At 72.4% G+C, this 20211-nt stretch carries 17 protein-coding genes; 13 read left to right on the top strand and 4 right to left on the bottom strand.

The window, feature by feature from the left end:
- The first annotated feature begins 3 nt into the window (after positions 1 to 3).
- From WMF36_RS41685 to WMF36_RS41670, 4 genes are all read left to right on the top strand, one after another.
- Positions 4 to 2064, top strand: coding sequence for a transketolase (locus WMF36_RS41685; protein WP_437576401.1), 2061 nt, complete (start codon positions 4 to 6; stop codon positions 2062 to 2064).
- An 84-nt stretch (positions 2065 to 2148) separates the two neighbouring features.
- Entirely contained in the window at positions 2149 to 3432 is a 1284-nt protein-coding gene (locus tag WMF36_RS41680) for a sensor histidine kinase (RefSeq protein ID WP_437576399.1), read from the top strand.
- A complete protein-coding gene (locus tag WMF36_RS41675) occupies positions 3429 to 3971 on the top strand; it encodes a response regulator transcription factor (RefSeq protein ID WP_437576398.1) in 543 nt (180 codons plus the stop codon). Before WMF36_RS41680 ends, WMF36_RS41675 begins: the two co-directional genes overlap by 4 nt.
- Before the next feature lie 68 nt (positions 3972 to 4039).
- Positions 4040 to 5866 carry a glycoside hydrolase family 15 protein gene (locus WMF36_RS41670; RefSeq protein WP_437576396.1) on the top strand — a complete coding sequence of 609 codons (1827 nt, stop codon included), beginning with the start codon at positions 4040 to 4042 and terminating at the stop codon, positions 5864 to 5866.
- 216 nt (positions 5867 to 6082) lie between these two features.
- Here the strand turns inward: WMF36_RS41670 and WMF36_RS41665 are convergent, their stop codons facing one another.
- Both WMF36_RS41665 and WMF36_RS41660 read right to left on the bottom strand, forming a co-directional pair.
- The gene (locus WMF36_RS41665) at positions 6083 to 6820 is read right to left on the bottom strand and encodes a hypothetical protein (protein WP_437576395.1); all 738 of its coding nucleotides are present in this window, start codon (positions 6818 to 6820) and stop codon (positions 6083 to 6085) included.
- Positions 6821 to 7484: 664 nt separating this feature from the next.
- On the bottom strand, positions 7485 to 9575 hold the full coding sequence (locus WMF36_RS41660; protein WP_437576394.1) for a carotenoid oxygenase family protein: 2091 nt from the start codon (positions 9573 to 9575) through the stop codon (positions 7485 to 7487).
- Positions 9576 to 9839: 264 nt separating this feature from the next.
- On the opposite strand from WMF36_RS41660, the gene WMF36_RS41655 reads away from it, so the two are divergent.
- The 3 genes from WMF36_RS41655 to WMF36_RS41645 all read left to right on the top strand — a co-directional run bounded on the left by WMF36_RS41655 (position 9840) and on the right by WMF36_RS41645 (position 11914).
- Complete coding sequence (locus WMF36_RS41655) at positions 9840 to 10961, top strand: site-2 protease family protein (RefSeq protein WP_437576391.1); 1122 nt, start codon at positions 9840 to 9842, stop codon at positions 10959 to 10961.
- 128 nt (positions 10962 to 11089) lie between these two features.
- Complete coding sequence (locus WMF36_RS41650; protein ID WP_437576390.1) at positions 11090 to 11446, top strand: hypothetical protein; 357 nt, start codon at positions 11090 to 11092, stop codon at positions 11444 to 11446.
- A gap of 33 nt (positions 11447 to 11479) precedes the next feature.
- Positions 11480 to 11914: a hypothetical protein gene (locus tag WMF36_RS41645; protein WP_437576389.1), complete on the top strand. Its 435-nt coding sequence runs from the start codon at positions 11480 to 11482 to the stop codon at positions 11912 to 11914.
- Between the two features lie 112 nt (positions 11915 to 12026).
- Here WMF36_RS41645 and WMF36_RS41640 read toward each other — a convergent pair whose 3' ends face one another.
- Positions 12027 to 13454 carry a sensor histidine kinase gene (locus tag WMF36_RS41640; RefSeq protein WP_437576387.1) on the bottom strand — a complete coding sequence of 476 codons (1428 nt, stop codon included), beginning with the start codon at positions 13452 to 13454 and terminating at the stop codon, positions 12027 to 12029.
- A gap of 123 nt (positions 13455 to 13577) precedes the next feature.
- On the opposite strand from WMF36_RS41640, the gene WMF36_RS41635 reads away from it, so the two are divergent.
- From WMF36_RS41635 to WMF36_RS41620, 4 genes are all read left to right on the top strand, one after another.
- Positions 13578 to 15755 carry a putative metal-binding motif-containing protein gene (locus tag WMF36_RS41635; protein WP_437576386.1) on the top strand — a complete coding sequence of 726 codons (2178 nt, stop codon included), beginning with the start codon at positions 13578 to 13580 and terminating at the stop codon, positions 15753 to 15755.
- A gap of 48 nt (positions 15756 to 15803) precedes the next feature.
- Entirely contained in the window at positions 15804 to 16736 is a 933-nt protein-coding gene (locus tag WMF36_RS41630; RefSeq protein ID WP_437576385.1) for an ABC transporter permease, read from the top strand.
- Positions 16733 to 17386 (top strand): hypothetical protein, encoded by a 654-nt coding sequence (locus WMF36_RS41625; RefSeq protein WP_437576384.1) that lies wholly within the window; start codon positions 16733 to 16735, stop codon positions 17384 to 17386. Before WMF36_RS41630 ends, WMF36_RS41625 begins: the two co-directional genes overlap by 4 nt.
- 221 nt (positions 17387 to 17607) lie before the next feature.
- Positions 17608 to 18081 carry a hypothetical protein gene (locus tag WMF36_RS41620; RefSeq protein ID WP_437576383.1) on the top strand — a complete coding sequence of 158 codons (474 nt, stop codon included), beginning with the start codon at positions 17608 to 17610 and terminating at the stop codon, positions 18079 to 18081.
- A gap of 53 nt (positions 18082 to 18134) precedes the next feature.
- Here the strand turns inward: WMF36_RS41620 and WMF36_RS41615 are convergent, their stop codons facing one another.
- Positions 18135 to 18752 (bottom strand): TetR/AcrR family transcriptional regulator, encoded by a 618-nt coding sequence (locus tag WMF36_RS41615; RefSeq protein ID WP_437576382.1) that lies wholly within the window; start codon positions 18750 to 18752, stop codon positions 18135 to 18137.
- Positions 18753 to 18853: 101 nt separating this feature from the next.
- On the opposite strand from WMF36_RS41615, the gene WMF36_RS41610 reads away from it, so the two are divergent.
- A complete protein-coding gene (locus WMF36_RS41610) occupies positions 18854 to 19594 on the top strand; it encodes a 3-oxoacyl-ACP reductase family protein (RefSeq protein WP_437576380.1) in 741 nt (246 codons plus the stop codon).
- A gap of 7 nt (positions 19595 to 19601) precedes the next feature.
- Positions 19602 to 19919, top strand: coding sequence for a quaternary ammonium compound efflux SMR transporter SugE (sugE, locus tag WMF36_RS41605; protein ID WP_437576379.1), 318 nt, complete (start codon positions 19602 to 19604; stop codon positions 19917 to 19919).
- Positions 19920 to 20211 lie beyond the last annotated feature (292 nt).

Raw genomic sequence — 20211 nt, 5'->3', positions numbered from 1 at the left:
GCTGTGCCGAGCCGTCCCAGGGGGGCGCCTGCGCACGATCATCGAGAGCAGCTGTCGAGGGCCGAGAAGGACCGCTCGCCCGCGCCGCCCGGCGAGAGGTCGACCCACGTGTCGCACGACGCGCCTCAGCGTGAGCACGGATCGCGCGGTGCGGACGACCGGACCGAGGGGCGACGCCGGAGGAGCGCCGAGCAGGCGCACGATCCTCGTGAGCTCGCTCAGCAGCTTCGCGTCGATAGCCTCCGCGCCTCGACGATGGCCGGCTCCGGTCACCCGACCTCCAGCCTGTCGGCGGCCGATCTCATGGCGGTGCTCCTCTACGACTACCTCCGCTGGGACCTGAGCCATCCGGAGAACCCGAACAACGATCACGTGATCTTTTCGAAGGGTCACGCCTCCCCTCTGCTCTACGCGATGCTCAAGGCGGCGGGCGTCCTCTCCGACGCGGAGCTCCTGTCCTACCGGCGCTTCGGGAGCCGGCTGGAAGGGCACCCGGTGCCGACGATCCCCTGGGTCGACGTGGCTACCGGCTCCCTGGGTCAGGGGCTCCCCTTCGGCGTCGGGATGGCGCTCTCCGGGAAGTATCTCGAGAAGATCCCCTACCGCGTCTGGGTGTTGCTCGGCGACAGCGAGATGTCCGAGGGATCCATCTGGGAGGCCTTCGACCACGCGCGCCACTATCAGCTCGGCAACATCATTGCCATCCTCGACATGAACCGTCTGGGGCAACGCGGACCGACCCCCCTCGGCTGGAACTCCGCGGCCTATGCGGCGCGTGCCCGCGCGTTCGGCTGGCGTGCCCTGGAGATCGACGGCCACGATCCCTCCGCCATCTCGGGCGCCTATGCCGAAGCCCTCGGCGCGCTGGATGCCCCCGCGCTGATCGTCGCGCGCACGGTGAAGGGAAAAGGCGTGTCCCTCGTCGAGGACAAGGACGGCTGGCACGGGAAGGCGCTCGACGAGGCGCAGTGCGCGAAGGCGATCGAAGAGCTGGGAGGGATGCGCGACATCGTGGTCGAGCCCCAGGCGCCGGCGCCGGGTCAGCCTGCTCCGCGGCCCACCACCGAGCCGCTGAGGCTCCCCACCTACGAGCGCTCCACGGGCGTCGCGACGCGGAAGGCCTACGGCGACGCGCTCAAGGCGCTCGGCGCTGCGCGCGCGGACATCGTCGCCGTGGACGGCGAGGTCAACAACTCGACCTTCGCCGAGGAGTTCGCGAAGGCTCACCCCGACCGCTACTTCGAGATGTTCATCAGCGAACAGCAGATGGTGGCCGCCGCCGTGGGGATGAGCGTCCGGCGCTGGTCGCCCTTCGCGTCGACGTTCGCGGCCTTCCTCACGCGCGCCTACGATTTCATCCGGATGGCCGCGGTGTCGAGGGCCGATATCCGCCTCTGCGGCTCGCACGCCGGCGTGTCCATCGGCGAGGACGGTCCGTCGCAGATGGGGCTCGAGGATCTGGCCATGATGCGCGCCGTCCACGGGAGCACCGTGCTCTATCCGTGCTGCGCCCATCAGACCGCGCGGCTCGTCGCTGCCATGGCCGGCCAGAAGGGCATCGTCTATCTCCGAACGACGCGCGAGAAGACGCCTGTCCTGTACGATTCGACCGAAGCGTTTCCCATCGGGGGGAGCAAGGTGCTGCGCGAGGCGCCCCACGATCACGTGACGATCATCGCCGCCGGCATCACCGTCCACGAAGCGTTGAAGGCCCACGCAGCGCTCGAGGCGAGCGGGCTCTCCGCTCGAGTCGTCGACGCCTATTGCGTCAAGCCGATCGACGCCGCCGGCATCCGCGCGGCGGTGCAGGCGACGGCTGGAAACGCCATCGTCGTGGAGGATCACTGGGCCGAGGGCGGCCTGGGCGACGCCGTGCTCGAGAGCCTGGCGGGCGAGGAGCCTGTCGTCGCGCGCGTCGTCCACCTCGCCGTGAGGGAGATGCCCGGCTCGGGCAGCCCAGCCGAGCTCCTGCACGCGGCGGGGATCGATGCCTCCGCCATCGCCGGCGCAGCGAGGCGCCTCCTCTCCAACGCAGCAGGCGCCGCGGGGGGTGGGGTCATTTGAACATGAAGGCGGGAAGGCGGGCATCGAGCTCGGCGAGGCCGTCTCGAGCGCGGTCCTCCCGGCTTTCGCGCTATAGTCTCCGCCGTGACGCGCGAGGCTTCCCTGGATCAGGCGCCGGCGGGCGGGATCGTCCTCCGGTGGCTCGTCGGATTGCGCTGGGCGGTGTTCGCGCTGCTCGCGGCCACCCTGATCGTCGACGAGGCGCTGTTCGGCTACCACGTCCGGTACGGCATCGCCGTGCCCATCCTCGTGCTGGCCGGCGGGCTCAACCTCGCCCTCGCCCGGCGGGTGCGGTCCGAGAAGGGCGCGCAGAGCGGGCTCGTCGCCTTCGTCGTGGCCCTCGACCTCGTCGCGATCGCGGGGGTCCTCGCCGCGTCGGGCGGCGCGGGCAACCCGTTCAGCGCCCTCTTCTTCGTGCACGTCGCGCTCGCCGCGGCGCTCCTGCCGCCTCGGACGACCTTCGCGCTCGCGGCGCTCGCGGCGTGCCTGTTCGCGGCGCTCTTCGCGCTCCCCGCCGGCGCGTGCTGCCCGAGCCACCCGGAGCACGGCGCCTTCTCGGCCCACCTCTACGGGATGCTCCTCGCGTTCGTCCTGAGCTCGTCGCTCGTCGCCTACGTGCTCCTCAAGGTCCGCCGCGCGCTCGACGAGAGCGCGGCCGAGAACGCGGCGCTCCGCCGGCGCGCGGAGGAGGCCTCGCGCTTCCAGGCCCTCGGCGCGCTCGCCGCCGGCACCGCGCACGAGCTCGGCACCCCGCTCGGGACGATCGCGGTGCTCGCCGGGGAGAGCCTCCACGACCCGGAGGCGACCGACGCCGCGCGGCGCCGCGCCCGGACGATCGCGGAGCAGGTCGAGCGCTGCCGCGTCGTGATCGCGCGCATGCGGGCGGACGTCCGGGCGGACGAGCTGCGCGCCGGGGTCGAGGTCGGCGCGGCGGCCCTGCGCGGCGTGCAGGCGTGGCGGGCGGCGCACCCCGGCGTCGCCGTCGAGGTGCGCGGCGACCTCGCGCCGCGGCGCACGGTGCCGCTCGACGCGGCCGACATCGAGGCGGCGCTGTTCGCCCTGCTCGACAACGCGCTGGAGGCGCTCGGGCCGGCCTCCGCGGCCGCGGGGCCGATCGTTGTCACCGTCGGGGACGAGGGCGGCGCGCCGGTGATCAGCGTCGAGGACGGGGGCGCGGGCGTCCCGGCGGGCCTGGAGGGGCGGCTCGGCGAGCCGTTCGTGACGACCAAGGCGCCCGGCGAGGGGATGGGCCTCGGGCTCTACCTCGTGCGGACGCTCATCGAGCAGGTCGGCGGGCGCCTCACGGTGTCGGCGAGGCAGCCGGCCGGCACGCGCGTCGCCCTGCGCCTCGCGCCGGTGGACCCGTGAGCACGGAGCCCGCCGGCGAGCCGACGCTGCTCATCGTCGACGACGACGCGACCTTCCGGTCGGCGCTCGGGCAGGCGCTCGTCAAGCACGGGTTCGCGGTGTTCCTCGCCGGCAGCGCGGAGGAGGCCGCGGCGATGGCGCGCGAACACGTGTTCGAGTACGCGCTCGTCGACGTCCGGATGCCCGGGCAGAGCGGGATCGACCTCGTGGGGACGCTGCGGAGCATGGATGACGGCATCCGCATCGTGGTGTTCACGGGGTACGGCACGATCGCGAACGCGGTGGCGGCGATCCGGGCGGGCGCCGTGGATTACCTGACCAAGCCGGTGGACGCGGCCCGGTGCGCGCGGTCGCTGCTCGGCTTCGCCCCGACCGCGAACGGCGACGAGGGCCTGCCGTCGCTCGAGCGCGTGGAGTGGGAGTACCTCCAGCGTGTGCTCGCCGACAGCGAGGGGAACATCTCGGAGGCGGCGCGCAAGCTCAGGATGCACAGGCGCTCGCTCCAGCGGAAGCTCTCGCGGTTGCCGCCGCGATCGTGAGGGCAGAAACCGCGGGCGATCGCGGCGGGGGCTGTTCCTCTCGGCCGGGCGGGCGCTATGAACAGGCGATGCCCTACAAGCCCATCGAGTCCTACGGCATCATCGGCGACATGCACTCTGTTGCGCTGGTCGGGATGGATGGCTCCATCGACTGGTGCTGCCTGCCCCACTTCGACTCGCCGAGCGTGTTCGCGGCCATCCTGGACGACAAGCAGGGGGGCAGCTTCGCGCTCGCGGCGGCGCACGCCACGTCGCGCAAGCAGATGTACATGCCCGACACCAACGTGCTCCTCACGCGCTTCCTCGACGTGGACGGGGTCGGCGAGGTCTGCGATTTCATGCCGATCCACCGGGACACGTACGGCGACTACCGCCGCGGGATGCACCAGATCGTCCGCGTGGCGCGGGCCGTCCGCGGCGCGGTGCGCTTCCGGCTCGCCTGCCGCCCCGCGATGGACTTCGCCCGCCGCCCCCACCGCCTCCTCCTCGACGATCCGCGCGGCGCCGTCTTCGACTCGGATGGGCTCGACCTCGCGCTGATCAGCCCGGTTCCCCTGTCGAGCGACGGCGCCGGCGGGGTGACCGCCGACTTCGTGCTGCAGCCCGGCGAGTCGGCCACGTTCGCGCTGCGCCAGGTCGAGGACTGGACGGCGAGCGACGGCCTGCTCGCCATGCCGATCAACGGCGAGGACGCCCTCCGGCGCACGGTCGACTTCTGGCGGAAGTGGCTCGGCAAGTCGCGCTACAAGGGACGCTGGCGCGAGATGGTCGACCGGTCGGCCCTCGTCCTCAAGCTGCTCACGTTCGAGCCGACAGGCGCGATCGTCGCCGCGGCGACCACCAGCCTGCCCGAGGAGATCGGCGGGGTCCGCAACTGGGACTACCGCTATGTCTGGGTGCGCGACGCCGCGTTCACCCTCTACGCCTTTCTCCGGCTCGGCTACACCGAGGAGGCCGCGCGCTTCATGGAGTTTCTGAGCGCCCGCGTCTCCGAGGAGGACGGCCCCACCGGGCCGCTCCAGCTCATGTACAGCATCGAGGGGCGCCACGAGCTGCCCGAGGTCGCGCTGACCCACCTCGACGGCTACCGCGGGTCGCGGCCGGTCCGGGTCGGCAACGGGGCGACAGCGCAGCTCCAGCTCGACATCTACGGCGAGCTCATCGACTCGGTGTACCTGTTCGACAAGTACGGGTCGCCCATCTCCTACGACTTCTGGCGTGAGCTCCAGCGCATGTCGACCTGGGTGTGTCAGAACTGGGAGCAGACGGACGAGAGCATCTGGGAGGTGCGCGGCGGCAGGCGGCAGTTCGTCTACTCGAAGCTCCAGTGCTGGGTCGCCCTCGACCGGACCCTGCGGCTCGCCGACAAGCGCTCGCTGCCGCTCGATCGCCCGCGCATCGCGCGCACGCGCGACGCCATCTACGAGGCGATCATGACGCACGGCTGGGACGCGGAGCGGAGGACGTTCGTGCAGTCGTTCGGCTCGAAGGCGCTCGACGCGAGCAACCTGCTCATGTCGCTCATGCGCTTCATCTCTCCCACCGATCCGCGCATCCTCGGCACGATCGACCGCACGCTCGCGGAGCTCGCGAGCGACACGCTCGTTCACCGCTACGAGCTCGGCAAGGGCGCCGGCGACGGCCTGACCGGCAAGGAGGGCACGTTCAGCATCTGCACCTTCTGGCTCGTCGAGGCGCTGGCGCGCGCCGGCCGCCTCGACGAGGCGCGCTTCATCTTCGAGAAGATGCTCACGTACGCCAACCACCTCGGGCTGTACTCCGAGGAGATCGGGCCGAGCGGAGAGCTCCTCGGCAACTTCCCGCAGGCGTTCACCCACCTCGGGCTGGTCAGCGCGGCGTTCTACCTGGATCGCGCGCTCGGTCAGGGTGGCTGAAGGGGTCGGGGTCTCGCGCGCTCCCCACCGGCGAGCGGTGGAGCGGCTCCTGCGCGAGCGGTGGAGGGGAGAGAGCAGCTACCGGCAGCCTGGGATATCCAACCCCAGGCTGCCGGCGCTCGGGAGCCCAGTGAATGAGGAGGGCCGGAGCGGCGCCGCGGGATCCAGAGAGGCGGAGCCTCGGGCGCCGGCCGGCGCGGTGCGGTCAGAGCGAGGTCAGATGCCGAAGCCGCCGAGTCCGCCGAAGCCGCCGCAGAGGCCGCCGAAGCCGAAGCCGCAGCTCGGGATGAAGCTGGTGATCGACGTCGTGACCGCCGTCAGGCCGCCGAAGCCGCAGCCGCCGCCGCAGAAGCCGCCGCCGAAGCCGCAGCCGCCGCCGAAGCCGAAGCCGCCGCAGCGCGCGCCGTCACGCTGCCCGGTCTCCTGCCCCACCATGCCGCCCGTCTGCCCGACGCCCTCCTGTCCGATCTGCGCCGGCGCGCCGGGGCCGAGCTGCCCGATCTGCGTCTGCGCGCCGGGGCCGAGCTGCCCGACCTGCGCCTGCGAGAGGTCCGACGCCTGGCCCACCGCGCCCTGGCTGATCTGCGCCGGGCCTTGCGAGTAGCCGCCCTTGCCCGGGGGGAGGCCCTTGCTCGGCAGGCCACCCTTCGTCGGGAACTCACCCTTGCTGGGCAGGAGCTCGCCCTTGCTGGGGCCCTTGCCGGGGAGCATCGGGCCAACCTTCGAGGGCAGACCCTTGCTCGGGGGCAGACCGAGCTTGCTGGGCCCCATCTGGCCGACCTGCGACTGCGATTGCGACGCGTACCCGCCGCGCTCGGCCTCTTCCAGCGCCTCGCTCGTGGTGTCGACGCTCTCCTCATCCAGGTCGAACTCCTCATCGGCGCCGACCGCGCACCCGGCCCCGAGCGCCAGCACCATCGCGAAACCCATCATCTTGCCGTGAATCGAGATCATTGGTCCTCCCCGGTGTCCCTGTTGAGCCTCGCGGCCCCGAACACCTTGACTCACCCCAGAGCAGGCTGTGTGCCTCGCGCCTCTGTGCAGAGGCTGCCGCTTCGAAATCGCGTGAATTCGCGGATGGCGTTCGCGAATTAGGCGCTCCTCGGATCTGCGCGCCCTTTGTATTTCTCCACGATTCGATCTCGGTGGGACCGGTCGAGGCGCGCCGCGCACCGCGATTGCGCGGCGTGACGCGGTCGCGCGCAGCGGTCGCGGCGAGCGCAGGTGTTCTCAAAATAGGTGGAACCTCCCGCCGTACCCAGAGAAGCCACGGGCTCCGCGCAGCGCCGACGCGATCGATCGCGCCGTCCGAGGGAGACGTGCGCGCTGCGCCCTGCCTGCTCAGCGCCGGGCGTTCCGACACGTTTGTGCATCCGTTCGCACGTGAGAGCGGAAGCCTCGACTCCGGTCGGAACCGTCCGCCGTCGTCACCCTCGTTCCCTCCGCGACATCATTGCACCGGCGTCGCGGCGCCCTCGGTTCGCGTCGTTGCGCGCTTCCGTTCGCGCACCCGCGCTTCCGGCCCGGTCGCGTGTCCGCGGCAGCCCGCACAGGGCGCAGGGAGGACGTAACCTCCCGGGCAGCAGGCGGTGAACGGCGTCAATGCGTCAAGGGCGGCTCAGGCGAACCGCGGATAGACCGCCTCCTCGAACAGCGCCTTCACCTGGTCGAGCGGGGCCTCGGCCACGAAATCCTCGTAGTCCTCGCGCACCGGCACCTTGTATCCGGCTCTCCACGGCGGGGCCGCGTTGAGCCACGCCGTGTGGAGGGTGAGCCCCGGCCGGAAGGCCGGGTGCCCCAGCTTGCAGAGCGGTCCTCGCGCCAGGTTCGTCGCGTCGAAGATCCAGACCTCCGCGCGCTGCGGCGTCGTGACGAGCGCGACCACGTACCCGTCCGTATCCGCCCCGCTGCCGCCGCGCCGCGGCACGAACTGCAGCGAGCTGAGCCAGCACCCCACGGCGCGCTGCGGGAACTCGTAGCGATCCTCGATCCGCATCGCGCGGTGGTTGAACCGGAACAGGCTGTCGGGGTGCCCGCCTTCCGCGCGCATCCGCCGGAGCGTCGCCATCGGCAGCGACCTGTGCGGGTGCGCCGCGTAGAGCCGGTCGATGAACTCGGTCGAGAGCTCGTCCCAGATCCCGCAGCCGCGCCAGTAGACGTTCTCGATGCGATCGGGCGGCATCCACGACGGGCCCGCCTCCCGGTACGCGTAGAGGCCGACGCCGAGCGCCCGCGCAGGATCGGCGAACACCGCCTGATCCACGACGCGCTCGGCCGCCGCGTCCAGGGTGTACCGGCCGATGCGGTTCACGTCCGCCTGCCCGGGCGGGGACAGCCCGCGGAGCCGCGGCGGCGCCGGTGTCCTGTCGGCCGCGTGCCGGTCGTAGGGCCGGAGCCACTCGGCGTGGTCGGTGGCGCAGTTGTGCGCCGCGTGCACGGTGATGCGGTCGCCCGCGTCCTCGTAGTCGACGAGGAAATGGAGCGTCTCCAGCGGGACGACGACCTTCTTCACGACGACGGACCCGCCGCCCGGCCGGAGCGCGTCCCGCCGGACCAGGTAGAACGTCGTGCTCGGCTCGTGGGGCATCGTGAGCAGCGACCGGAGGAGGCGATCGACCCCGGGGCCCTCCCCGGGGCTCTGACAGGCCACGCTCTCCAGCCCGATCCGGAAGGCCGTGTCCGCCAGCACGACCCAGCGCCGCGTCAGCCCGAGCTGGTGCACGCTCTGCTCGATGCGCACCGGCGCGCCGCCCGGCAGGACGAGCGCGTGCCGCTCCGGCTCGTTGTGGCCGTCCCACCGCAGGAGGTGCACGAAGTCGCCCGCCGCCTCGTCGAGCGGGACCCCGCCGAAGCGCGCCGCCTGCCGCGCGAGGAGGTCGCCCGGGCCGGGCGGCGCGCTCGGGCGGAAGCGCGCGGGCAGGAGCTCGAGCGCGCGCTTCGCGAAGAGCTCGAGCCGATCCGCGCTCGGCCGGAGCAGCTGCTGCTCGATCATCGACGCGGCCGCCGACGCGAGCCGATCCCAGGAGCGCGGCAGCGCGGCGAGCTCGTCGAGCCGCGGCAGCGACGCGGCGAACAGGTGGAGGAGCGAGCGGCCGTAGTTGACGGTGAGGAGCTCACCCCGCTCCGCGTCGAAGCACGGATGCGCGGTCGCCAGCGTCATCGGAAAGGGGTGGTCGACGGGCGCCGCCGGGTACCACGTGCTGTTGCGCCCGACCGGCGTGACGAGCTCGAGCGTCGCCGGGTCGATCTCGTAGGGTCTCCCCGTGTCGCCCGTGACGAGGAGGCGCGCGGGCGCGCGGGGCGCGTGCATCGGCACGAACGCGTGATTGAGGTGGTTCCGCAGGCCGAGGTGGGGCGAGAAGCGGAGCAGCCCCGCGTCGCGGAAGCCGAGCGCCTCGAAGCGCGTGCCGGGGCGCGAGGCGGCGTCCGCGTCATGGCAGGGGGGTCGCGCAATCCTCGACGTCAGCCGGACCGCGTTGCCGCCGCCGAAGTCGAGCCGATAGATCATCCCATTCCCATTGAGGATCGGCGCGCCGTCCGCCCTGGGCAGTCCGCCGTCCACCGAGCCGACCGGACCGATCGCGAACACATGGCCCGTGAGGTCCCTGGGCACGCCGCCCGAGAGCGATGATTCAAGGACCGTGAGCTCGACCCTCGTGAGCTCTTTCGTGCTCGCTGCCATCAATGCATCGGGGACACGCTGGCGCATGACGACCTCGGTCACACCAAGCTACGCCAATCCGCGGCCGGTGGGGGTGCCGCGCTGCGCTGCGCATCCTCGAATGCGTGCTCCTCGCGCCGAGTCCCGCCTGGGACGGACGCGCACCTGCGCTGGAGTCCGTCCAGGCGCTGCGTGCGCCTCTGCATTGCGCGGCGTATCGGCGCAGAGGCCCTGATTTCCATGCGCCGGCGCCGTCTCGGCGGCTTGCGAAGGTGCTTGTCGGCCCCATCTGTACCCGGGATCAGGAGGCATATGTTTGATCAGGGGCTGACAGTCCTGCGCATCCGAGGAATCCCGATCCGGCTGCACATCTCCTTGCTGATTTTCCTGCCGTTCGTCGCGTATGTGGCGGCGTCGCAGTTCTCTTTCATCGCGGCGTCGCTCGAGATCCCGCGCGAGGCGCTGCGCCTGCCGCCGCTCGCCTGGGGGGCGATCCTGGCGGTCGGTCTGTTCGTCGCCGTGCTGGCGCACGAGCTGGCCCACTCGCTCGTCGCGCTCAAGAACGGGATCCGGGTGCGCTCGATCACGCTGATGATGCTGGGCGGCGTCTCGCTGATGGAGCGCGACGATCCCGAGCACGAGGCGTGGATGGCGTTCGCCGGGCCGCTGATGAGCTTCGTTATCGCGCTCGGCAGCTACGGCGCCTATCGCCTGCTCCCTGCGCCGGCGGAGGTCAGCGTGGCGCTCCTGGCCTTCGCGATCATGAACGCGATCCTCGGCGCGTTCAACCTGCTGCCGGCGTTCCCGATGGATGGCGGCCGGGTGCTGAGGGGGCTGCTCCTCCGCCGCATCGGGCGGGCGCGCGCGACGCGCGTCGCGACCACGATCGGCAAGATGATGGCGGTGGTCTTCGGGCTCTTCGGCCTGCTCTCGTGGAACGTCATCCTGGTGCTCATCGCCGTGTTCGTCTACATGGGCGCCTCGGCCGAGCAGGTGCGCTCGAGCACGCACGATCTCCTCCGCGGCATTCCGGTCCTGCGTTTGATGACCGATCGGCTCGGCGACGCGTATGCGGACGAGAGCCCTCGCGCGGTGGCCGAGCGGCTCCTGCGCCACAACCTGGTCGGCGCGCGGGTCATCGACGATCCCCGGGAAGGCGAGGGGCGCCGGGAGATCGGCGTCGTCACGGTCTGGGATCTCGCGCAAAAGCTCGGGCGCGGCGTCGCGCCGGAGACGGTCGGCGCCGTGATGTCCGTCAATGTGCCGAGGGCGCGCGCCGGCGACGACGCGTCCCGCTCGTTCGACGCGCTGGCGAGCGGCGAGGCGAGCGCGGTCGCGGTGCTCGACGAGGGGGAGCACGTGATCGGCCTCGTGACGTCGGCGGAGATCCAGCGCGCGCTCGCGCTCGCCGGCGCGCTCGGCGCGCCCCGCTGATCGCCGGTCGCCGGAGGTGCCGAGTCGCGCTGGCACTCGCGTTGCTGAGCTGCGGTCCGAGGAGCAATGACGTGAAGCAGAGCAACAACGTGACTTCGCCCGTGCGAAGGCGGCCCAGGTGTCTCGCGATGATGAGGTCCGCGCTCGCGCCGCTCGCGCTCGCGGCCGGCGCCTCGCTGCTCATGGGATGTCTGGGCACGGTCGCGACCGAGGGGTTTGTCGTGTCCGGCTACCCGGCGGCGCGCGCCGAGATCGTCCCGGTGGAGATCGCGGCCCATCCGCGCGTCTTTTTCCGAGGCACCTATGCGTATCTGGTCGATGGCCAGTGGTATTACCCGACGAACCAGGGCTGGGTCATCTTCGAGAGGGAGCCGCCGGAGCTCAGGCGTTACCGGCAGACGTTCCGGGCGTCGCCGCGGTATGTGCCGGAGCGTGAGCTGAGCTATCCGCGCGAGCGGGGGCGCCGTTTCTACACGCCGCGTTGAGGGTGGTGCAGCTGTGAAAGGACGGGTTCGAGGATGAATCAGGAGAAGAGCGTCTATCCCTTCTGCGGGCTCGCGCTGTCGAGCTTTCTGGCCCTGGGGTGCGTCTTCGACGTGAGGGACGATGTTCGGCCCCGGCCACGGCCGGACGTGGGGAGCCTGACGGTGCAGTGGACGGTGAGCCGCCAGAGCGAGGCGCGGGCCTGCGATCGGCATAGCCGTGGTGGCGCCGATTTCGAGCTGATCATCTACCGTGGCAGCCGCGAGGTGGCGAGGGAGTATGCGCGCTGCGAGGACTTCATCCTGACGGTGGATCTTCCGCCCGACGACTACAAGGCTTATGCGACGCTCGTGGCGCGGGGCGACGACCGCCCTGTCACCACGACGCTGCCGCTGGAGGAGATCGACATCGTGAGGGGCGCTGACCTCAACATCGACGTCGACTTCCCGTCGACATCGTTCCTCAGATGACGGCCAGCTCTCCACGAGCCCCGTATCGCTCAGGCCCGTCCCCGGCCGAGCGAACACGGAGGCGACGCCATCCGCCTCGATATCTCAGACCGTAGGCCCGAGGAGCCTGGAGCTAACCCGCCCTCGGGATCGTGAGCCGCACCCGCGTCTCCCCCCGCGGCCCGTCCTCGATGACGAGCCCGTAGCTCGTGTGCGCCGCGATCGCGTGCGCCGCGATGAGCGGCACCGCCGGCGGCCTTCCCTGCGCGACCGCCTCGAAGTCGCGGCTCAGCACCACGCTCCGCGCCGCCGCCGGCAGCGGCGGCCCCGCGTCGTCGAACGTGATCTCGACCCCGCCCGGCCCCTCGACGAGGGTGACGACCACCTCGCTGCCCGGCGGGGACGCGCTGATGGCGTGATCGAGCAGCGCGTGCAGCAGCACCGTGAGCGCGCCCTGCGGCACCACCTCCTGCGCCGTCTCCGGCGCCTCGACCACCACGCGCACGTCGTGGCGGGCCGCGCGCGCGAGATCGTCCTTCACCACGTCGCGCAGCACGTCGGCGACGTCGCAGTGGCGCGGGAACTCGTGGAGCGGGCACGAGCCCAACCTGGCGAGATCACTCACGATTTCCGATGCCGCCGTCACGTGGCGCCCCACCGAGGACGCCGTCTCTCCGGCGTCGCCGCCGTGCGACCGGAGCGGCGCGATGTCCCGCCCGATCGCCGACAGGATGCCGCGCAGCTGGGTCCCGAGCACCCGCACCGCGGCCACGAGCACCGCGAGGCTGTCGCCGCTCGGCGGCAGGTGCGACACCGGATCGCTGCCGCTCAGCCGCGACACGGCGCCGGCCAGCGACCCGCGCTCGCGCTCGCCCTCGACCCGCGAGAAGACCGCGGCGAGCTCGCGCGCGTAGGCCTCGCCCTGCGCCTGCGCCGCGGCCAGCTCCTTCTTCAGGCTCTCGAGCTCGAGGCGCTGGAGGTCGACCTCGGCGGGCAAGGTCAGCGTCTGCATCAGCCCGTCGAGCTCCATCCGGCCGCCGTAGCGCAGCGCCATCCGCGACAGCCACACCCGCTCGGTCTCGCAGTTCACGGGCGTCTCCGGCCCGAGGTTGACCCGCACGCTCACCTCGGTGCCGACGCGCTGGATGCTCACCTCGGGCGCCCCGGTCTGGCTCGTGGGATCGCCGCCCTGGGCGATGAGCACCTGGAGCATCCGCCGGAGCTCGGTCTCGTCGCCGAACACCGTCGTCCCTTCGCCCATCTCGATCTGCACGCGCGCCTCGGGCGCGACCTCCCAGAGCAGGGCGGTCAGGTCGACGCGGCCGCGCCGCCCGCGGGGCATGGGCCGGCCGTGGAGCGAGGCGAGCATGGTCACGGCCTCGTCGAGCCGGTTGAGCGTGCTCTCCACGCCGCCCGCGCTGTCGTCCGGCGATGGAGTCGGTGGCGGCGAGGTCTCGGTCGCGATCATCCCCACGCCCTGGCGGAGCTTCTGGGCGGCGCTGCGCGCCTCCTGGGCCAGCAGCCACGTCAGCTCGGGTCGGGTCAATCTGTCGCTGGTCACCCTGTTTTTCCCTCTATCCGCCACGCCTCCGCGGAATCGCGCGACATGATGCCAGACGTGGCGGTGCCCTGCTACGCTCATTGCCGCTCACCTCGTTCGATGCGGACTCGCTCTTCTTCCTCCTTGACGCGTCTTGCTCTCCTCTGTGGCGCCGCGACGACGGCGCTGGCGGGCGCTGCCTGCGGCTCGAGCGCTCCGAGCCCCTTCCCGTCGGCGGGCGGCGGCGGCGGGGCCGGCGGCGAGGGCGGCGCGGGCGGCGCAGGAGGCGAGCTGGCTCCTGCGGACCCGACGCTCGGCGGTCCGTGCGTCGACGACGACCAGTGCGAGGACGGATTTCCCTGCACCTTCGACGCCTGTGACACCTCCGCAGGCCGGTGCCGCTTCACGCCGGACGACAGCGCGTGCCAGAACGACGTCCACTGCGACGGCGTCGAGCGCTGCAACCCGCGCCTCGGCTGCTTGCCCGGCGAGCCCGTCGCATGCGGCGACGGGAGCACCTGCACGATCGACGCCTGCGATGAGCCGACCAGGGCATGCTCGAGCGCGCCGCGCGACGCCGACCTCGACGGCGATCCCGACGCGCACTGCGGCGGGGGCGACTGCGACGACGCCGATCCGGCGGTGTCCTCGTCGCAGCCCGAGGTCTGCGGGAACGACCGGGACGACGACTGCGACGGGCGCGCCGACGAGGACGACTGCGTGTCGCCGGAGCACGACACGTGCGCCGACGCGCTGGAGATCTCGGTGCCGGGCTCGTACGCGATGACGACCGCGGGCGCTGGCTTCCATTACGCGAGCTCGTGCGGCCTGCCCCGTCCGATGAGCACGCGCGACGTCGTGGCCGCGGTGCTCCTGCCGCCGGGGCCGCCGGTCGACGTGCAGGTGACCGCGCGGACGGAGGGCACCGACGTCGCCGTGACGCTCGCCGGCCAGTGCGGCGACGCCGCGACGGAGCTCGCGTGCGGGCGCCCGTTCCCCGGCGCGGACGGCGGCAAGCTCGCGAAGCTCCGGGGCCGCGGCCTCGGCGATCCGGAGCGGGCGACCGCGCTGCCGGTCTACGTGACGACCGCGGAGGGCGCGCCGGTCGTCCTCGACGTCGCCTTCCTGCCGCCCTCGCCGGCGCCCGAGAACGAGACGTGCGGCACCGCGGCGCTCCTCGAGCCGGGCGAGCCGGTCCTGGCGACGATCCTCGACGCCGCCCGGGATCTCGGGACCGCGTGCGAGACCGACCTCGGGGAGCTCGTCTACACGTTCGAGCTCACGGAGCCCCGGGACGTCGACCTCTACGCGATCTCGACCGACGGCGACGGCGAGCCCTCGCTCTCGCTGCGGTCCGCGGCGTGCGCGCTGCCCGAGGACGAGCTCACCTGCCAGACGGCGGCGGCGCCGCACCTCTTCCGGCGCGCGCTGCCCGCGGGGGTCTACGCCGTCGCGGTCTCCGCGACGGCCCCCACCTCGGCGCTCGTCACGCTGGAGCTCGCGCCGCCGACCGAGCCGCCGCCGGACGAGGCCTGCGCGGAGGCGGCCGTGCTCGCGCCGAACCGGACGGTCTCGGTCTCGCTGCTCGGCCACCAGGACGACGTCGACCTCGGCTGCGGCCCGTCGGCCGTCGACGCCGTGTACGCGCTCGAGCTGCCGGTCGCGTCCGACGTGCTCCTTGTCGAGCGGCTGTCGGCCGGCGACACCGGCTCGATCGCCCTGTCCGCGCCGGCGTGCGGCGGCGCGGACGACCGGCTCGCGTGCGGCGAGGGCGACGTCAGCCCGCTCCGGAGCGCGCGGCGCGGCGTCGCTCCGGGCTCGTACCGCGTCGTGGCGGAGGCGCAGCTCGGCCAGCCCGTGAGCGTGACGGCCTTCGTCCGGCCGGCGGCGCCGCCCACCCTGGTCCCCTTCTCCGACGCCTGCGAGGGCGCGCTGGAGATCCCGGAGACGGGCGGCTTCTTCCAGGGCAACACGACCAACGCCGCCGCGGACTTCGACGCGGGCTGCGACCGCGCCGGCACCGACGATCGCGGCGCCCGGGACCAGCTCCTGCAGCTCACGCTCACCGCGCGCAGGCGGGTCGTGCTCGACATGGCCGGCTCGGCCTACGAGACGCTGCTCTCGGTCCGCCGCGGCCCGGGCTGTCCCGGCACCGAAATGCCGCTTTCCTGCACCATCGGTACGGACCCCCAGCGCAGCTTCCTCGATCTCGTGCTCGATCCGGGCGTCTATTACCTCCAGATCGACGGCCACGCGCTGGCGCATGGCCTGTGGTTCCTCGACGTGAGGGTCGTCGACGCCGTCGACGAGGTCGAGCCCTGACCCGCGGCCCTTTGCAAGCTCCCCCTCACCCTTGCTAACGTCGCCCCGATGTTCGGCCGCATCTCCGCGATCGCCCTCAACACCTACCGGGAATCGCTTCGTGCGCGCATCCTCATCGGCCTTGCGGGCGTCGCCTTCGCGGTCGCTTTCTACTCGATCATCGTGGGCGCCTACACGCTCCGCAACGGGGCGCGCGTCGTCAGCGACCTCGGCGTCGCGTCGATCTCGCTGTTCAGCATCGCGGTCGCGGTCATCATCGGCGCGACGTCGCTGTACCGCGAGCTCGAGCAGAAGACGATCTTCCCGATCCTGGCGCGCCCGGTCCGTCGCGGCGAGTACCTCGTCGGCAAGTACCTCGGCACGTTGCTCACGCTCGCGGTGTTCATCCTGGCCGACACCGGGCTGGTGCTGCTGATCAGCGCCGTCCTTGCCGGTCGTCCGCTTGCGCTCGTCGCGGGCGCCGGGGCCGCCTCGCTCGCGGTGCTCGGCCTCGCGGCGTGGCGTTCTCCGCGGGCGCGCACGTACGGGTTCATCCCGTGGTCGGCGGTCTTCCTCGTCCTCGGCGTGCTCCTCTCGGCCGGCGTCCCCACGGAGCGGCGGGTCGTCCTCGCCGGCAGCGCGCTCGCGTTCCTCGAAATCGGCATCGTCGCGGCCGTGGCCACGCTGTTCTCGTCGTTCTCGACGCCGTTCCTGTCCTCGTTGCTCACGCTGGGCGTCTTCCTCGTGGGGCGCAACGCCGACTCGCTCGCCCGGCTGCCGGTGAAGTACTTCGGCCCTCAGATCAGCGCTGCGGGGCGCGCCCTCTCCAGGGTCGTGCCCAACCTGCAGATCTACGTGCCGCCCCGCCCGCTGCTCGCGGGCGAGGTCGTCGACGCGAACCTCCTCGTGTACCTCGGCTGGGCGGCGATCACGTGCGCCGGCTGGGTGCTCGGCCTCCTTTCGGTGGCGGCGTTCGTCTTCAAGAAGCGCGACTTTCTGTGAAGCTCTCGGTCGTGCTCGGCGTCGCGCGCGGCCTCGCTGTCGCCGGCTTCCTCCTCGGCGCGGCGTCGCTGCGCGTGGTGGTCGCGGGCGAGGGGGAGATCGCCGAGAGCACGGCCGCCCTGCGCGCCGGCGATCCGCACGCGGCGGCGCTCCACGCCCGGCGGGCGGCGGGCTGGTACGCCCCCGGCGCCCCGCACGTCCGCGTGGCCTACGAGCGGCTGATCGCGCTCGCGACGGCGGCGGAGGGCCTCGGCCAGGCCGACACGGCGCTCTTCGCCTGGCGCGCGGTGCGCACGGCCGCCCTGGAGACGCGGTGGCTCACGACGCCGCACGCGGAGGACCTGGAGCAGGCCAACGCGGCGATCGCCCGGCTCTCGGCGGCCGCGCCGCGCCCGCCGGGCACCCGGACCGAGCCTGCGACCGCGATCGCGCGGGAGCACATGGCGGCGCTCGCGCGCGACGACGCGCCGCGGGTCGGCTGGGTCGTCGCGCTCGTGGCGGCCTTCGTGGCGTGGGTCGCGGGCGCCATCTGGGTGGTGCGGCGCGCGGTCACCGTGACGGGCCAGTGGGTGTGGCCGCGGGCCGCGCCGGGGCTCGCGGTGTGCGCGGCCGGGATCGCGGTCTGGCTGCTGGCGATCTGGCAAGCCTAAAGCCGCGATGCGCAATACATCGATGCTCAGGGAGCAGCGTTTGCAGCGCTCCGTTCCGAGGAGGTGACCAAGAACCGCACCGGACTGGCGATTCACGCGCGGGGGGAATACCGTCGCTCGGGCCACGTCACACGGGCCGAGCGCGCGGCCCCCTGGGTGCCTCGGCTCGTGGACGCGACCCCCGTCTTGCACCGCACGGTGTCATCTCGAGAGGCAGGATGATGAACAAGCTCGCTCGCATCGCATCAACGCTCGCCGCGCTCGCCGCCCTCACGGCGGTCGCCGCCCCGGCCGCCGCCGCTGCCGAGGAGACCACCGCGGCGGCTGCCAAGGCGCTGCGTCATGGCCGGGGCAAGGGCGCGCCCCAGTTCCCGCAGGACGCTGCCAGGTTCAGCAAGCGGGTCGACGAGAAGATCGCGAAGCAGCGCGCGAAGGTCGAGGCGAAGATGGAGAAGCGCGGCGTCCCGGCCGCGCGCCGCGCCGACGTCCGGAAGGCGCTCGACGAGGTCCAAGCCGAGGTGCGCGCGGCCGTGGACAAGGCCGCCAGGGACGGCGTGATCACCCAGGAAGAGGCGAAGCAGGTCCGGAAGCTGGCGCGAGAGGCGCGCAAGGCGATCGGGCGGCAGCTCGGGCTGGAGAAGAAGCCGAAGCGCGAGAAGGGCACGAAGCGGCCCGCCGGGGTCCAGATCCTGTAGCGCCACCGAGGGCGGGAGACCTGGACGTCGGCCGGCGGCGTGCCGTCACCGGATCAGACCGCGGCGCGCGGCCGGGCCAGCGTGTCCCAGGCGGCCATGGCGCAGTCGACGATCGCCTCCAGGGCCTCGCGCGAGGCGCCGTCGCGGGCCTGGATGGAGAGGCCCTGGAGCACCGTGGTGTAGAAGGCGGCGAGCGCCGCCGTGTCGGTGCCCGGCGGCAGGTCGCCCTCGCAGACGCCGCGATCCAGCCTCCTGCGGAGCTCGTCGAGCGCGCCCCGCCGGCACGCGGCGAGGTGGCCGCGCACGCCCTCGCTCTCCGGCGTGCCGAGCGTCGCGGCGAGCACGATCATGCAGCCGCTCGGCTTCTCCGGGTGCGCGTACGCCTCCACGTTGCTGCGCAGCATCGCCTCGACCGCCCTGCGCGCCGTCGGCTCCTCGCGGAGCGCGCGGCCCGCCGCCGCGCCCTCGACCTCGTTGTAGAGCGCCACCGCCTCGCGAAACAGCGCCTCCTTGCAGCCGAACGCAGCGTAAAGGCTCGGCGAGTTGATGCCCATCGCGGCCGTGAGATCGCTGAGCGACGTGCCCTCGTAGCCCCGCTCCCAGAACACCTCCATCGCCCGCCGCAAGGCGGCGGCCCGGTCGAACCCGCGCGGGCGCCCCCGTCCGGCCATCACGCGGACCTTTCTGTGCCGATCGGTAAAAAAATCGGTTGACCCCCGCTCACCCGACGGAGTATATGTTGTGTGCTGATCGACACAGAAATGAGGTAGACATGCTTGAGCTTGCTGGCAAGGTGGCGCTTGTGACCGGAGGCAGCCGCGGGATTGGCGCGGCGATCGTCAAGCGGCTGGCGCGGGACGGGGCGGATGTGGCGTTGACGTACGTGAGCGCTGCGGACGGAGGGCGCGGGGCACTCGCCGCGGTCGATGCGGCGGGTCGCCGGGGGCTGGCGATCGCGGCGGACAGCGCGGATCCGGCGCAGGTCGCCCGCGCCGTCGAGCGGACGGTGGCCGAGCTCGGGCGGCTCGACATCCTCGTCAACAACGCTGGCATCGCGCTCATGGGGCCGCTCGAGGCCGTGACGCTCGAGCAGGTGGACCGGACGCTGGCGATCCATGTGCGGGCGGTCTTCGTCGCCTCCCAGGCTGCGGCGCGGACGATGGGGGCGGGCGGGCGGATCATCAGCATCGGCAGCTGCCTTGCCGATCGGGTGCCGGGGCCGGGCACCACCCTGTATTCGATGAGCAAGGCGGCGCTGGTGGGCCTCACCAAGGGCCTCGCCCGCGATCTCGGGCCGCGCGGCATCACCGCCAACCTCGTCCAGCCGGGCCCGATCGACACGGACATGAACCCGGCCGACGGCCCAGGCGCAGACCAGCAGCGGAGCCTGCTCGCCATCGGCCAATACGGCACCGCGGACGATATCGCTGCCACGGTCGCTCACCTCGCCGGGGAGAGCGGGCGCTTCATCACGGGCGCGACGATCGCCGTCGACGGCGGCTTCGCCGCCTGAGATCGCCGTGGCCTGGGCTCTGCTCATCGGAGCCGGTCTTTTGGAGATCGTGTGGGCCACCGCGCTGAAGTACACGGACGGCTTCACGCGGCTGTGGCCCAGCGTGCTCGGCGTCGCCGGCGCCGCGCTGAGCTTCTTCCTGCTGTCGATCTCGCTGAAGACCCTGCCGATGGGGACCGCCTATGCGGTGTGGGTCGGCGTCGGTGCGCTCGGGGTGGCGCTCGCGGGGATCGTCGCGCTCGGCGAGAGCGCGTCGCCGCTCCGGCTGGTGTTCCTTGCGGTGATCCTGGCCGGGATCATCGGACTGAAGCTCGTCGATGGGTGACGCGCCTCTGGGCTCGCCACCGGACGAGCCGCTGCCCCGGCGGCCGAGGAGCAAGCTCACCGATCGGAGGGCGCGTTGCCCGACGCGACCAGCGCTACGAGCCTATCCCCCGATGATAATGCTCGGGGATGGCTCCAATGAATGCAGCATCCTGGTGACGGACCTGCTGGAATGCAGCGCTCCCCGGCGCATCATTCATCTGTGTCTCCTCCGAATCTCTCTGCAGCCCCTACCGGTCGAGATTCGCAGGTGTCCAGCGCGGCGTCTCCTCGCACCGCCAGACCGCCGCGCT

The sequence above is a fragment of the Sorangium sp. So ce887 genome (assembly GCF_051521455.1).
In the GTDB taxonomy this organism is placed as follows: Bacteria; Myxococcota_A; Polyangia; order Polyangiales; family Polyangiaceae; genus Sorangium.
This window is presented reverse-complemented; position numbering and strand designations above follow the sequence as displayed.

Coding starts and splice junctions, on each gene's coding strand:
- WMF36_RS41670 (WP_437576396.1), top strand. CDS start 4,040: ATGCCCTACAAGCCCATCGAGTCCTACGGCATCATCGGCGACATGCAC.
- WMF36_RS41610 (WP_437576380.1), top strand. CDS start 18,854: ATGCTTGAGCTTGCTGGCAAGGTGGCGCTTGTGACCGGAGGCAGCCGC.
- WMF36_RS41630 (WP_437576385.1), top strand. CDS start 15,804: ATGTTCGGCCGCATCTCCGCGATCGCCCTCAACACCTACCGGGAATCG.
- WMF36_RS41650 (WP_437576390.1), top strand. CDS start 11,090: ATGATGAGGTCCGCGCTCGCGCCGCTCGCGCTCGCGGCCGGCGCCTCG.
- WMF36_RS41665 (WP_437576395.1), bottom strand. CDS start 6,820: ATGATCTCGATTCACGGCAAGATGATGGGTTTCGCGATGGTGCTGGCG.
- WMF36_RS41620 (WP_437576383.1), top strand. CDS start 17,608: ATGAACAAGCTCGCTCGCATCGCATCAACGCTCGCCGCGCTCGCCGCC.
- WMF36_RS41645 (WP_437576389.1), top strand. CDS start 11,480: ATGAATCAGGAGAAGAGCGTCTATCCCTTCTGCGGGCTCGCGCTGTCG.
- WMF36_RS41615 (WP_437576382.1), bottom strand. CDS start 18,752: ATGGCCGGACGGGGGCGCCCGCGCGGGTTCGACCGGGCCGCCGCCTTG.
- WMF36_RS41660 (WP_437576394.1), bottom strand. CDS start 9,575: ATGCGCCAGCGTGTCCCCGATGCATTGATGGCAGCGAGCACGAAAGAG.
- WMF36_RS41655 (WP_437576391.1), top strand. CDS start 9,840: ATGTTTGATCAGGGGCTGACAGTCCTGCGCATCCGAGGAATCCCGATC.